Genomic DNA, 14,605 nt, shown 5'->3' on the forward strand with positions numbered 1-14,605 from the left:
CTCTACCGAATGAATTCTATTATTCGCTTTGAAGATCCAAACAAATTATTAAATAATTGTTAAATGATATTTAGAATATTTTCTCTGTTTATTGTCCCTATTCTGATAGTCTCGGAGTCTATTATTTCTATTTGGCAGAAGACCCCATTCAGTAAATCTTTAACAAGTGTTTTTTCTGTTAAATGAACTCTGCTCAATATAACCTTTAACTTAACGTCTTTTTAGTAAAATGATATTCTCATGAGCAACATTTGCATTTTTAGATTCTTGCAGAGTATATATAATCATTACTATCGCTTTTTAATACCAACTAAGTTTTCAATATATTATACGCTCTATTGTTTTATATTTTTTTTAAGCTAATCATAGTCAATAAGAGTTGATATTTCATCAAAATAGTACATTCACTTTTCCTTTTACTAATTGAGAAAGCCTTTTTTCCGCACCAATAATTTGAAATAACTGTATTATTGATTTAACATGTTAGCTTCATTGGAATAGGATTACAATATTTTTCTAGAATGTTTATGTTATTTTAAGAATCAAAAAAGGCCGCATAGGCCTTTTTACTTTTTCCATTATTGCATTTGTTCAATATCCGTACCCTCAGCTGTCACATTCGCCTTCCCCTGCCTCCTGACAAGCGTCAAGGCCATACCCGCAAAGATCAGCATGATGCCAAGCGTTTGATAGAGGTCAGGGCGGAAGCCTGTGAAGACGGTATCGAGCACGATCGCGACAGCGGGGTCGAGAAATACAATGATTGAAATAAATTTCGTCGATAAAAATCGCAAACTGTCAAAAAACAACAAATATACAATACCCGTATGGATGATGCCGGTAGATACCACCATAATCCAGTTTCCCTGAGATAGGTCAGCAAAAGCACCAAAGTGAATAAACGGAATCAGGATGATAACCCCTAAACCCGTCTGCAAGAAGGTGGTCGTGTAAGGACTGAGATTGTGAATGCCTTTTCCCAATAAAGTGGTGAACGCATAAAACAGTGCGGCGAGAACTGCCCATATGATCCCTGATCCCATCAGCTGTGTCAATGAAGTGCTGCCGTTAATCCCGGAAATCAGCGCAGTTCCCAGAAAGCAGATGATAATGGAGCTGACGGAGATCACATTTAATTTCTCTCTGTAGAAGAAGCTCCCCAGAAGAAGAACAAGCACCGGCGCTAGATGATAAACGGAGATGGCAATTGTAACGGACGTTTCTTCAAAAGACTTAAATAAAAACACCCAGTTGAATACAAGAAAGAAACCGCACGCCAATGTTTGCAGCACGTCTCTCTTGCTCCATTTTTCAGTTTTATACTGGCCGGACGCCAGCCAGCAAAGACCTAAAAACAGCGTCGCGCAAAGGCAGCGGACAAAGACTAATTCAAATGACGGCAGATTGGTATGCTCTGAGAAAAAGCCGATGGAGCCGAAAATCACCATAGAGATGACCATTTTGATTACGGCTGTTGATTTTTGTTTTGACGATATGGAAAGATCCTGTTGCATCAAACGTATTCTACCTCCAGTACTGCATAGCATAAACTGTTTTTTATGAATTCAGAAATCTACACATAAAATTCCTCTTTTTTACATGTAGATATTATAACACTTCTATTCTAAATAAAAAAAAGCGCCCAAGGGCGCTTTTTTTACAAATCTATCGAACAATCAAAACCGGGCATGTTGATAATTGAGACACTTTATGGCTGACGCTTCCAAGCATCATTTCTTTCAGGCCGCTGATCCCCCGGCTGCCAACTACAATCAGGCTGACGCCTTTCTCTTTTGCGTGATTTAGTATCTCATGCGCCGGCTCGCCATTCGCGTAAATGGTTTCAGCTTGAACGCCTTTTTCGGCTGCTTTTTCTTTTGCATTTTCAAGGATTTTCAGGCCCTCTTTTTTAACCTCGTTCCTGATTTCATCAATAAAGTGTTCAGGCACATAGACAATTCCCGTCAGAGAAGAAGTCGTGACGACGGCTTCTCTCCCCACATGAAGAATGCTTAGTTCCGCTTGCTGCTCTTTTGCCAAATGCACTGCGGCATCAAGCGCTTTTGCACTCATGTCTGATCCGTCAATCGCTACTAACATTTTGTTAAACATGCTCTTCCCGCCTTTCGGACTGTGGGTGGTTCATCTTTCTCTTTTATTGTCCGTCTGCATTTCGTTATTGTCAATTGAAGCGCATGAGTTTTCAAAAATTTGTCAGAGACTCTCTCCGTTTGTGGCGATAACCTGCTGATACCAGTTGAAGCTTTTTTTCTTGATGCGGTTAAATGTTCCATTTCCTTCATTGTCCCTGTCCACATAAATGAAACCGTAGCGTTTTTTCATTTCCGCAGTAGATGCACTGACAAGGTCAATTGGCCCCCATGATGTGTATCCGATTAATTCAACGCCGTCCGCAATGGCTTCGCGCGCTTCAAATAAATGATCACGCAGATAGTTGATTCTGTAATCGTCCTGAATCGTGCCGTCCTCTTCAACCTTGTCTACAGCGCCAAGGCCGTTTTCAACGATGAACAGCGGCTTCTGATAACGGTCGTATAAGGTGTTGAGCGTGATGCGCAAGCCTTTTGGATCAATTTGCCAGCCCCATTCTGATGATTTGAGGTAAGGGTTTTTGACTCCGCCCAGCAGGTTGCCCCCTGATTTTGCAAGCTCTTCCGGATCTGTGCTTGCCGCCATCGACATGTAGTAGCTGAATCCAATATAATCCACAGTATGTTCTTTCATGAGCTCTTCATCGCCTTCAGCCATTTCAATTTCAATATTGTTTTCTGCCAGATAGCGTTTCATATATCCCGGGTATGCGCCTCTTGCCTGAACATCTGAGAAGAAAAGTGTTTTGCGCTCATTCTCCATTGCCGCGAAGACATCCTCCGGCTTAGAAGTCATCGGATAGGTTGTCGTTGCCGCTATCATACAGCCGATTTTCGAATCAGGAATGATGTCGTGACCCGCTTTGACAGCAAGAGCACTGGCCACAAATTGGTGGTGTGCCGCCTGGTACATCGCGTTTAATTTGTTTTCTCCTTCTTCAAAAACAAGACCGCCTCCGGTAAATGGCGCATGGAGCACTACGTTAATTTCATTAAACGTCATCCAATACTTCACTTTGTGTTGATAGCGTTTGAAAACCGTTTTGGCATAGCGTTCATAAAACTCTATGACTTTGCGATTCTTCCAGCCGCCATAATTTTTCACTAAACCGAGCGGCATCTCATAATGAGAGATGGTTACGACAGGCTCAATATGATGCTTTAACAGCTCATCAAACAGATCATCATAAAATCTGAGACCGTCTTCATTGGGCTCCTCTTCATCGCCATTCGGAAAAATTCTCGTCCACGCAATCGATGTGCGGAACGCCTTAAATCCCATTTCTGCAAATAAGGCGATATCCTCTTTATAACGATGATAAAAGTCAATCCCGTTGTGATACAGATTCAAGGAAGTCATTGATTCATCAAATGGAGACATGATCCCGTTCGGCGATACGTCAGCTGTCGAAAGCCCCTTACCACCCTCGTTATAAGCACCCTCCACTTGGTTGGCAGCAACTGCGCCGCCCCATAAAAATCCTTCTGGAAATCGTTTTGCATTTGAACTCATATTGATCACCCCATCAGTTTTTTAAGATAAAGCAAGCAGCGCTTCTTTTGGCTGCACTTTACCGATCTCTTTCACCGGCGAAAACGAATATTGGTCTGTGTTGGTCACAATCACCGGGGTAATAACGTCATATCCCGCGGCTTTGATTTGCTCCAGATCAAAGGACACGAGCGGATCTCCCGGTGCGACCTTGTCGCCTTCTTTGACGTGAGCCGTGAACCATTGTCCCTCCAGCTTTACCGTGTCCAATCCAATGTGTATGAGTATTTCAGCTCCCTGATCACTCGTAATGCCAATTGCGTGTTTTGTTTTAAAAACGGTGGTAACGCTTCCACGAACAGGCGACACAACTTCTCCTTCTTCAGGCTCAATGGCAAATCCTTTTCCCATGATCCCGGCAGAAAACACTCCATCTTTGACTTCACTTAAGGCTTTCACTTCTCCCTTAATCGGGCTGTGAATGATCTCTCTGCTGCCCTCATGCACTGCCGGCTGCTGGCTGCCGTCAGAAGGCACATCCTCGAATCCAAGCAAATACGCAGCTGCTGTTCCCGCCGCAAACGCAATCACAAGGCCGATCATCGCGTAAATAAACGTTGGGCCGATAAAGACAGGGATGCTCGGGAGACCTGCATTCCCCCCGACGATATAGGAAGCAACACCCGTCATGCCGTAAAACGCGCCACCGGCTGCACCGCCAATCAAAGCGGCCGCAAACGGCTTTTTCAATCGCATATTCACGCCGTACATCGCAGGTTCTGTAATCCCCATCAGCGCCGTGATGCTTGTGGTAAGCGCAAGTGATTTAAATTTTTTGTTTCTGGAGCGAAGGAAGACGGCAAATGATGCTCCCGCCTGCCCCATATTCGCCAAAAACATAGCCGGCAGTAAATAATCGTGACCGTTTTGAGCGATATTGTTGATCATGATCGGCACAAAGGCATAGTGCATGCCCGTCATAATGATTAAAGAGAATGTACCCGCCAGCAAAATCATTGCCACAAGCCCTGCATGATCAAACAAATAATTGACCCCAGAAGACAAGTATTCTCCTAAAATAGCGCCAAGCGGACCGACTGTAATCAATGTCAGCGGCACGACAATCAATAGCGTGAATGTCGGAACCACAATCAATTTGAGAGATGCGTGTGTAAAACGGTCAATCCATTTTTCCACGTATGAAGCAATCCAAATCGCCAGCAAAATCGGGATGACCGTTGACGAATAAGTGGCAGCGGTTACAGGAAGCCCGATAAAGGAAATCGGTTTCCCCGCACCGAGCAGGGCTGTCAAATCCGGATGCAGGATCGCCGCCGCAATGGCAGCCGCTACGTACGGATTGCTTCCGAATTTTCTCGCCGCACTCATCGCTAGCAGGAGCGGCAGGAAGTAGAACGCGCCGTCACCGACAGCCGTTAAAATGACATGAACCTGGCTCTTCTCCGCCATCCAGCCAAACGTAACTGCCAGCGCAACAAGCCCTTTGATCATCCCCGCTCCCGCAATCGCAGGCAAAATCGGGGTAAACACACCAGAAATCACATCAAAGACCGCACTCAGCACATTCTTTTTCTGAGAGGATGAACCAGCGCTCTTTTCATCACTGAGATTGCTGTGCCGCACAATCGCCTGATACACCTTCGGCACATCGTTTCCGATAATGATTTGAAACTGCTCGCCGCTGATATTGGTGCCCATCACCCCCGGCAGCTGCTCCAGCTGACTGCGATCCGCCTTCGCGTTGTCATGAAGATTAAAACGCAGCCTCGTCATGCAGTGGATCACGCGCTGAACGTTGTCTTCACCGCCTACGAGTTGTAATATGTCCTTCGATAATTTATCATAATCCATGTGTATACCTCCTTTTTATGGGGGGACTGCTGGATGAAAGGTGGCCGCCTTTCACCAGCTTTTTTTCTATCAAATGCTGCATCACCTCCTAAAAGAGAATAAAAAAAACCTAAATGACACAGATTGCGAGAGTCTCCTCCTGCACCTGCACCATTTAGGTTTTGCCTGCTTTCGCAGTAACAATCCTGACGGGTCGCTGTATTTGTTTGTAGGTATACTTTAGCACTAGATTTGCGTGATGTCAACGCTTTCATTTTTGGTGTTGACTAAGGTGATTGCTCAATAAGGACTATTTTTTATAACGGTAAGCCATTTTGTATATTTTGTTTTATTTTTCCGAAAATACTATCAAATATATCAGCTGACTTAATATAAAAGTAAAAAACCTTGAAAGGCATTAGCCCATCAAGGTATATGTTTTATTTTTGACTATCCCTTTTCCATATACTTTCTCCGTCAGTTAAAAAAACTGCACTTGGCGGATCATCATAAAGTGAAATTTCAACTAATGAACCTTTCTTTTGTATTAACCAATTATATAAACTACTTTCTTCACTAGTAGGATGAGCTAAAATATCATTTACTTGAAATGTAACTGCATAATATTCGATAAAATTCACATCATCGTCATCCAACCCATTGTCTGTTTCAAAGAGTGTGTCTGGTTCACCAATAATCTTTAATCCACTATCCCACTCTATTATCAAGTCACTATCTTTATACTCTTTTAACGCTTTTATTAAAGGATCATATTCCATGTATATCCTCCTCTTATTACTTCTTTAATGGTTCTGAAGGCACTATATGCGCTCCGTCTTTTCCGTAATGAATCATTCCTCTAGTAGTTTCAATGTATTCACCAGTATCACGATCATAGTATTTTCCAATTGGTTTACCAAAGTCTACTCTTTCTTTTTTACCGTTTGGTAGTAGTTGACCTTTTCCTGCAAACTTATCAAGCAATTCCTGTGCTGTTTTATTATCACCATAGAAAATACTCTTGTTTTTACCATTTGCTATTTCTTGTTTGTAATTTGGCGTATTAGGAATATGTTTCTCTTGAGCACCTGGCTTTACTTTAACTGGGAATCCATGTACTTCTCTGTAAGGTCCTTTAGGTACTGACTTCTTTCCATAAGAAGGTACACCATTACCCGTATCCTTAGCAACGTTTTTAACTTCCGCAGCCTTCTTAGCCTTTTTCCCATCATTAATAAGTTTATTAATATCTATTAACTTTTCTAACTTAGCTATTTTGGCAAATGGTACTGAGTTTATGGAGGCAACAACACGGTCTTTTCCTGTGACTTTTTCGCCTGATACCGGATCTCTGCCCGTGGCTGCCTTAAAAAGATCATACACGCCGGTAAGTTCTACAGCTGTCTCTAAAATTTTCACATATCCATTCTCATCCACTTTAATGTCCGAAAGCGAGACGACAGGTTCAAGCTTCATGTCATTACCAGATATGTATACATTGTAAAGTGTATCATTATAAACGACTTGCTTAACCTCTGCATTTGAGAAATCAGTTTTTATATGTTCTCTATGTTCACTCGTATTATACACTTTACCATTGATAACGATGATATTTTTACTTACCTTTTTAGAATCACCCGTTTTGACAACTGAATCCACTTTAGACTTTTCATTCTCGGCTAATTTCTTCAACATCATCTCCATCGGAGAATCATCCGCCTGCTTCATTTGCGGGTTAATCGCGCCGAAGGTTTGGTTGATGTTTTCTTCTTCCTGTGATTTCAGGATGGAGCCGCTTTTGTAGCCTGTGATTTCAATTTTCGGGCCGGTGTACATGGTTTCGAGCTGGTCTATATATTTTTTCATCGTTTGAAAATCTGATTTTGCGGTTTCTAGTGCTTGAGTTTGATGGCCGTCAAATTGAAAGAGCTTATTCAGGGTGTCTGAAATCAGTCGCTCAGCCTGTTCTGTCTCCATTCGGAAAAAGGTATCATTGACTGTCGGCAGGCTGACGATGTGATCTATGGCTGATGTCTGGCGATTGACTGCGTCAGTGAGCTGCTCTGTCACTTCTCGTGCATGCTTGACCCCATGTCTCGCATCGTGTGAGAGAAAAGCCTCTGCGATCATGCCGTGGGAGTCAGATTCTACAGAGGAAATCGCATGCTGTGTTTGTTTCAGCACTTTTTTGTATTCGTCGATAAACATGCCAAAGAAAAGGAGAAAAGGCTTGTGGCACTCCTCGTAAAAGGTCCGGATGGCATCTCCGCCTTTTCCTTTCAGCGCGTCCTTCATGCCTGCCAGATGCTCAACGCTTTTTTCCAGCTTCTCCAGCTGTTGTTTTTGCTTGTCCAGTTTCTCAATCGTATGCTGAATGCCCTCGTGAAGAGCGTGGACATCTAATGTTTTCAATCCCTTGTCCTCCCGCGCTTTATTTCATGGAAGATGATATGTTTTCGTCCGTTTCCTTCATGGCGTTTATCGCGCTTTCCGTTTGTGCGATATGCTTGGCCAGAACAGACGCATATGCTTCAGTGAGCTCTTTGATGTCCTTATTTAATTGCTCGATGGACTTCACAACATTCAAATGGTTTCTGCCTGAGAGATGGCCGGGCAAGGAGGACTTGAGTGCAGCTGAATTCTTGAGCTGAGAAAGCCCTTTCTTCACTGTGCCATACACCATTTTAATTTCCTGTGCCATTTGTGCTCACCTCACTTTTTATGTTTTTCCTTCTCTATTTCATGCTCTATCCTCGTAATTTGGCGTCTTATGGAATAGACATCGCCCTCTAATGAGTGGATTTTTCCTTCTATGCTTTCGATGATTCCGATGACTTGATCGCTTTTGATTTGCTGATATGCTTTGTTCATTCCTTCACGAATATCTTCAAACCGCTGAGCATGTATTCCTCTCCATGCCTCCCGGTTAAGATGAGGCCGGTGAATGAGATGCTGGGCCTCGGAGAATTCGTGTTTGATTTGCCTGATTTCGTGCAGCACTCGTTTTAATTGATGGATCTGTTCCTGCTTTTCATGTAAGTCGGCTTTTACCGAATGTAACAACATTTCACTATGCATGCCGCAACACCTCGTGTTTCTATCAAACTGTGTCAATTCTTTACAATACAGACTATTTTCATATTACATGATGGGTCATATTGGATAAATAGGTAAAAAGGATTGTCTTGAGGAACTTTATCCCGGTTCTAAATAGCTAAAAATTCAATTTCATAACTTTGTAAGAGGGAGAATCATCATGATGGGGACTTTTCGTTTAGGTCTTGAACCACGCTATCACTTCTGTTTTTTCTCTCGCTCAACCATTTCTTATAGTCAATAAAGCTCATAAAAAAGCGCCTTCTCTAGAAGGCGCCTTCTCCATCTTATTTAGATCCCCATACAGCCTCACCGCTGCCATTCAACACACTAAACGTCATGACGTTCTTCTCTCTCATCGAATCCCACTGGCGTAAAAATACCCCGTTATACTTCTTGCCTGGTAACGTGATATCGGCGGTATTTTTTCCGGTTTTCTTCCATGTTCCGGTCATTTCCCCGGAAATGGTGTGGTTTTTGTTGAGCTGGATGTTGATGGTTTGTTTGATGTCGGCTGAGATGTCTTTTCCGTGCTGGATAAGTTTGTATGTTCCTGTGATGTCTTTTTGTTTTACTTCTTTCAATGTTTCGCCCGCATAACGATATGGCGCTGCTACCGGCCAGCCGTCTTTGTTCATGAACAATTGGTGGACTCTGACTTCGTGTTCTTCACCCCTGCCCGGGAAGCGGGTGTGGAAGATTAAATAGGAACGCCCGGTTTTTTCGTCATAATATGCGGAGTTGTGGCCTGGTGAGACGTACCCGGTGCCTTTTTCATTTTCTGTTTCAAAAGTGTAACTGCCCATGAGTTTGACGCCGTATGGTTCGATGGAACGGTCGTCGAAGAATGTGCCTTCTTTGCCGCGGACATCAAGCATTGGATTGCCTTCTGCATCATAATAAGGGCCGTCTGGTTTCTTGGAGCGGGCCACACGGATGTTATAGCCGCCTGTTGCATCAAGACCGCCATATGATAGGTATAAGTAGTAGTATTGGGTGTCTGGATTGTAGAGAACATACGGGCCTTCGATTCTGCTATGGTTGCCGCCAAGCAGTTTTTTCCCGTATCCCTGTCCAGGAAGCGGGAAGCCCGTTTTCGGATTCATTTCAAGTATGAAAATGCCGCCTGAGTATGATCCATACACCATCCACAGCTTGCCGTCTTTATCAAAGAAGGTATGCGGGTCGACGACATTCGGATGTTTTGTTGCGTCATACGGTGTTCCATCGTTGCTTGTGCCTTCCATTCCTGATTTCAAAAAGATGCCTTTGTTTTTGTATGGCCCTTCGATGTTGTCAGCGACGGCAACACCCATGGCGGATCTTGGTGAGTCGCCGCGGCAGGCGTTGTAGTACATGTAGTATTTGCCGTCCGCCAGCTGCGTGACGTCAGCCGCCCAAAGAGTATCCGATTGGGCCCATTCGAAGGTTTCTTTTAATTCTTCATAGACATTCGGAATAAGTGGGTTGTCATTGCTTACGCTGTTGGTCAGCTGCTGCCATTGCATAAGGTCATTTGTTTTTGCTGAAGCGAGATGAGATCCAAAAACATAAAAGGTGCCGTTTGTTTCAATGATGGAAGGGTCATGGACGCTGACTTCTTTAAATACAGGTTTTTGTGCATAGACGGAGTTTGGGAGGGTGAAGGTCATGATAAGAGCTGCAAGAAAACATACACGGAACAATCGGTTGAACATCTAAACAATTCGCCTCTCTTTTTTATTAAATTTTAAACGCTTACATTTCCCTATGAAGATACCCCGGCCTATTAAAACAGCCGAATGTTTTCATATTCAAACAGATAGGTGATTTCTCACTGTTCTCTTACATAGTCAGACTGATGTCTGTCTGTTTTGCGCAGAACTGCTGCTTGCATATCCTCTCCTTCATAGTTCAACTCTTTTGCTGTTTCTCCTTCTTTCATCACTCTGTTTTTCATTCGCGTACATGTAATAACTGCTTTGTCAGGTTTTGCATCGACTGTGATACAGTCATTTCGTTGTCGGCGTTTTTTAAGATGATGCCTGATTGCCCGTCAACACCGGAGTCATTCGGCTGGCTCTTTATAAAACGCCTTACGAAAAATGCGACTTTGTAAACGCATATTGAGAGTTAGACAGCGGCGCTTGCCTCCTTGTCTGGATATCGTGTGCAATCGCTGAAAAAACCTGTTCTGCTTTCTGCGTCGCGCTATTACAATAGCAATCTAACTTGTTAAAGACTGTAAAAAACCTTTTGACTTCTGCTGCTGAACCAATTAATATAATACTCAGTTAATAGTTATCAGAATTTTTAGGAATTGAGTGATTCATATGACACTGCATAAAGAGCGTCGGATCGGCCGGCTGTCTGTTCTCCTGCTGCTGAATGAGGCGGAAGAGAGTACGCAGGTTGAGGAGCTGGAGCGAGACGGATGGAAGGTCTGTCTTGGCAAGGTAGGATCAATGGACGCGCATAAAGTAGTAGCCGCAATTGAAACCGCTTCCAAAAAGAGCGGTGTCATTCAATCTGAGGGTTATCGGGAGTCACATGCGCTTTATCATGCGACGATGGAGGCTTTGCATGGCGTGACCAGAGGTGAAATGCTGCTGGGATCGCTGCTTCGGACGGTGGGCTTGAGGTTTGCCGTTTTGAGGGGAAATCCTTATGAAAGTGAAGCAGAAGGCGATTGGATTGCTGTCTCGCTTTACGGAACAATCGGGGCGCCGATTAAAGGTCTTGAGCACGAGACATTCGGTGTTGGAATTAATCACATATGAAACAGCCCATAGATCTTAGACGATAGGGGGCTATGCGTGAAAACAGATGTTCACAGCATAGCTCCTTTTTGTATGGGCGCTTTACCAAAGTAAAGAAAAAGGAGTTGGGCTTATGGTGACTTTAGACGGTTCTTCATTGACAACAGCCGACGTCGCTCGTGTGCTGTTTGATTTTGAGGAGGCAGCGGCTTCCGAGGAAAGTATGGAGCGCGTGAAAAAAAGCAGAGCGGCAGTGGAACGGATTGTACGCGACGAAAAGACAATCTACGGCATCAACACCGGATTTGGCAAATTCAGCGATGTCCTGATTCAGAAAGAAGACTCGGCGGCGCTGCAGCTGAATTTAATCCTTTCTCATGCCTGCGGAGTCGGCGACCCTTTTCCTGAGTGTGTTTCCAGGGCAATGCTGCTTTTGCGTGCCAATGCGCTGTTAAAAGGCTTTTCCGGTGTACGCGCTGAGCTGATCGAACAGTTGCTTGCTTTTTTAAATAAACGCGTCCATCCTGTCATCCCCCAGCAGGGATCACTTGGCGCAAGCGGAGATCTGGCGCCGCTTTCCCACCTGGCGCTTGCGCTGATCGGGCAAGGAGAAGTCTTTTTTGAGGGGGAAAGAATGCCGGCAATGACAGGCTTGAAAAAAGCAGGTATTCAACCGGTAACGCTGACATCCAAGGAAGGGCTTGCCTTGATTAACGGGACTCAGGCCATGACTGCAATGGGAGTGGTCGCCTACATTGAAGCTGAGAAACTAGCCTATCAAACAGAACGCATTGCCAGCTTAACGATTGAAGGTTTGCGGGGAATTATCGATGCATTTGACGAGGATATTCACTCAGCCCGCGGCTATCAGGAGCAGATCGATGTCGCAGAACGAATTCGCTTTTATCTATCTGACAGCGGCCTGACAACCTCCCAGGGAGAACTGCGGGTTCAGGATGCCTATTCATTGCGCTGTATTCCGCAAGTACACGGTGCGACTTGGCAGACACTAGGCTATGTCAAAGAAAAATTAGAGATTGAAATGAACGCAGCTACAGACAATCCACTCATTTTCAATGACGGTGACAAAGTGATTTCCGGCGGAAACTTTCACGGACAGCCGATCGCCTTTGCCATGGATTTTCTGAAAATCGCAATATCAGAGCTTGCGAATATCGCAGAGCGCAGGATCGAACGACTTGTGAATCCGCAGCTGAATGACCTGCCGCCGTTCCTGAGCCCTCATCCCGGTCTGCAATCCGGTGCAATGATCATGCAGTACGCCGCGGCCTCACTCGTTTCTGAAAATAAAACACTGGCCCATCCTGCAAGTGTGGATTCCATTCCGTCATCCGCCAACCAAGAGGACCATGTCAGCATGGGAACCATCGCCGCTCGGCATGCTTATCAGGTAATTGCAAATACAAGGAGAGTCATTGCGATCGAAGCGATTTGCGCATTGCAGGCGGTTGAATACAGAGGCATAGAACATGCAGCGTCCTATACGAAACAACTTTTTCAAGAAATGAGAAAAGTCGTGCCGTCCATTCAGCAGGACCGTGTATTTTCCTATGACATTGAACGCTTGACTGACTGGCTGAAGAAAGAATCTTTAATACCTGATCATCAGAATAAAGAACTAAGGGGGATGAACATATGACTGATGTAAAAAAATCAATCCGTGCCAACAGAGGAACAGAGCTTGAATGCTTAGGATGGGAGCAAGAGGCAGTGCTTCGGATGCTTCGAAACAACCTTGATCCAGAAGTCGCCGAGAAGCCGGAGGACCTCATCGTATATGGCGGGATCGGCAAAGCCGCACGGGATTGGGACGCATTTCACGCCATTGAGCATTCCTTGAAAACATTAAAAAATGATGAAACCTTGCTCGTGCAATCCGGAAAGCCCGTTGGCATGTTCCGTACACACCCGCAGGCTCCGCGCGTGCTCCTAGCAAATTCTGTTCTTGTTCCGAAGTGGGCAGACTGGGAGCATTTCCACGAACTTGAGAAAAAAGGGTTAATGATGTACGGACAGATGACGGCTGGCAGCTGGATTTACATTGGCTCACAAGGCATATTGCAAGGAACCTATGAAACCTTCGCTGAGCTGGCGCGACAGCACTTCGGGGGCAGCTTAAAAGGAACGTTGACGCTGACAGCGGGTCTCGGCGGAATGGGAGGCGCCCAGCCGCTGTCAGTCACGATGAATGAAGGCGTCGTGATTGCCGTCGAGGTTGACGAGAAACGCATCGACAAGCGGATCGAAACAAAATACTGCGATCGAAAAACAGCATCGATTGAGGAAGCCTTAGCTTGGGCTGAAGAGGCAAAGCGGGCAGGAAAACCTTTGTCCATTGCACTTCTCGGAAACGCAGCTGAGGTGCATCACACACTTTTGAACCGAGGCGTCAAAATTGATATTGTGACAGATCAGACATCTGCCCATGACCCTTTAATCGGTTATGTTCCCGAGGGCTATTCCCTTGATGAAGCTGACCGTTTGCGTCAAGACACTCCAGAGCTTTACGTGCGCCTTGCGAAGCAAAGCATGAAAAAACATGTCGAAGCCATGCTGGCCTTTCAGCAAAAGGGCTCTATTGTATTTGACTACGGCAACAATATCCGGCAAGTCGCAAAGGATGAAGGGCTGGAGAATGCCTTCGATTTTCCGGGGTTTGTCCCTGCCTACATCCGCCCCTTATTCTGTGAAGGAAAAGGGCCGTTCCGTTGGGCGGCGCTTTCCGGAGATCCGGCAGATATTTACCGTACGGATGCGTTATTAAAAGAGCTGTTCCCGACAAATAAAGCCCTTCACCGCTGGATTGATATGGCACAGGAAAAAGTCACCTTCCAAGGCTTGCCGTCCCGTATCTGCTGGCTTGGATATGGAGAACGAAAAAAGATGGGCCTCGCCATTAACGAGCTGGTTAGAACCGGGGAGCTAAAAGCGCCTGTCGTTATTGGGAGAGATCATTTGGACTGCGGGTCTGTCGCCTCTCCAAACCGGGAAACAGAAGCGATGAAGGACGGAAGTGACGCTGTCGGTGATTGGGCTGTGCTAAATGCGCTTGTCAACACGGCGGCGGGTGCAAGCTGGGTTTCCTTCCACCATGGCGGCGGCGTCGGAATGGGCTATTCCCTGCATGCCGGCATGGTTGCAGTGGCCGATGGAAGTGAGCTGGCTGACGAGCGGCTCGCGCGGGTCTTAACGAGCGACCCAGGAATGGGCATTATCCGTCATGCGGATGCGGGTTATGAACGTGCCGTTGAAGTAGCGAAGGAACAGGACATTATCGTGCCGATGCAAAAATAAAG

The 14,605-nt window shown here is 45.2% G+C and carries 12 protein-coding genes and 1 pseudogene; 3 read left to right on the plus strand and 10 right to left on the minus strand.

Annotated features, from left to right (window positions below):
• Positions 1-578 precede the first annotated feature (578 nt).
• From M1D65_RS19620 to M1D65_RS19665, 10 genes and pseudogenes are all read right to left on the minus strand, one after another.
• Positions 579-1,514, minus strand: coding sequence for a DMT family transporter (locus tag M1D65_RS19620; RefSeq protein ID WP_038828926.1), 936 nt, complete (start codon positions 1,512-1,514; stop codon positions 579-581).
• Between the two features lie 151 nt (positions 1,515-1,665).
• The gene (locus tag M1D65_RS19625; protein ID WP_003227162.1) at positions 1,666-2,112 is read right to left on the minus strand and encodes a universal stress protein; all 447 of its coding nucleotides are present in this window, start codon (positions 2,110-2,112) and stop codon (positions 1,666-1,668) included.
• A gap of 102 nt (positions 2,113-2,214) precedes the next feature.
• The gene (gene bglH / locus M1D65_RS19630) at positions 2,215-3,624 is read right to left on the minus strand and encodes an aryl-phospho-beta-d-glucosidase (protein WP_064671750.1); all 1,410 of its coding nucleotides are present in this window, start codon (positions 3,622-3,624) and stop codon (positions 2,215-2,217) included.
• 21 nt (positions 3,625-3,645) lie between these two features.
• Positions 3,646-5,475 carry a PTS beta-glucoside transporter subunit IIABC gene (gene bglP / locus M1D65_RS19635; RefSeq protein WP_064671749.1) on the minus strand — a complete coding sequence of 610 codons (1,830 nt, stop codon included), beginning with the start codon at positions 5,473-5,475 and terminating at the stop codon, positions 3,646-3,648.
• 419 nt (positions 5,476-5,894) lie between these two features.
• Positions 5,895-6,233 (minus strand): hypothetical protein, encoded by a 339-nt coding sequence (locus tag M1D65_RS19640; protein ID WP_015250873.1) that lies wholly within the window; start codon positions 6,231-6,233, stop codon positions 5,895-5,897.
• A 16-nt stretch (positions 6,234-6,249) separates the two neighbouring features.
• Positions 6,250-7,866 (minus strand): T7SS effector LXG polymorphic toxin, encoded by a 1,617-nt coding sequence (locus M1D65_RS19645; RefSeq protein WP_064671748.1) that lies wholly within the window; start codon positions 7,864-7,866, stop codon positions 6,250-6,252.
• Positions 7,867-7,885: 19 nt separating this feature from the next.
• Positions 7,886-8,155, minus strand: a complete 270-nt coding sequence (locus M1D65_RS19650; RefSeq protein WP_064671747.1) for a YwqI/YxiC family protein — start codon at positions 8,153-8,155, stop codon at positions 7,886-7,888.
• An 11-nt stretch (positions 8,156-8,166) separates the two neighbouring features.
• Entirely contained in the window at positions 8,167-8,532 is a 366-nt protein-coding gene (locus tag M1D65_RS19655) for a YwqH-like family protein (RefSeq protein ID WP_456270701.1), read from the minus strand.
• Between the two features lie 305 nt (positions 8,533-8,837).
• Positions 8,838-10,247, minus strand: coding sequence for an arabinan endo-1,5-alpha-L-arabinosidase AbnB (gene abnB / locus M1D65_RS19660; protein WP_064671745.1), 1,410 nt, complete (start codon positions 10,245-10,247; stop codon positions 8,838-8,840).
• Between the two features lie 135 nt (positions 10,248-10,382).
• Positions 10,383-10,545 (minus strand): annotated as a pseudogene (locus M1D65_RS19665) (hypothetical protein).
• Positions 10,546-10,862: 317 nt separating this feature from the next.
• Between M1D65_RS19665 and hutP the strand changes: the two are divergent.
• From hutP to hutU, 3 genes are all read left to right on the plus strand, one after another.
• Positions 10,863-11,309, plus strand: a complete 447-nt coding sequence (gene hutP, locus M1D65_RS19670; protein WP_003243875.1) for a hut operon transcriptional regulator HutP — start codon at positions 10,863-10,865, stop codon at positions 11,307-11,309.
• A gap of 112 nt (positions 11,310-11,421) precedes the next feature.
• Positions 11,422-12,948 (plus strand): histidine ammonia-lyase, encoded by a 1,527-nt coding sequence (hutH, locus tag M1D65_RS19675; RefSeq protein WP_015385086.1) that lies wholly within the window; start codon positions 11,422-11,424, stop codon positions 12,946-12,948.
• Positions 12,945-14,603 carry a urocanate hydratase gene (gene hutU, locus M1D65_RS19680; RefSeq protein WP_064671744.1) on the plus strand — a complete coding sequence of 553 codons (1,659 nt, stop codon included), beginning with the start codon at positions 12,945-12,947 and terminating at the stop codon, positions 14,601-14,603. Before hutH ends, hutU begins: the two co-directional genes overlap by 4 nt.
• The last annotated feature ends 2 nt before the right edge of the window (positions 14,604-14,605 follow it).

Source organism: Bacillus sp. JZ39 (assembly GCF_053903145.1).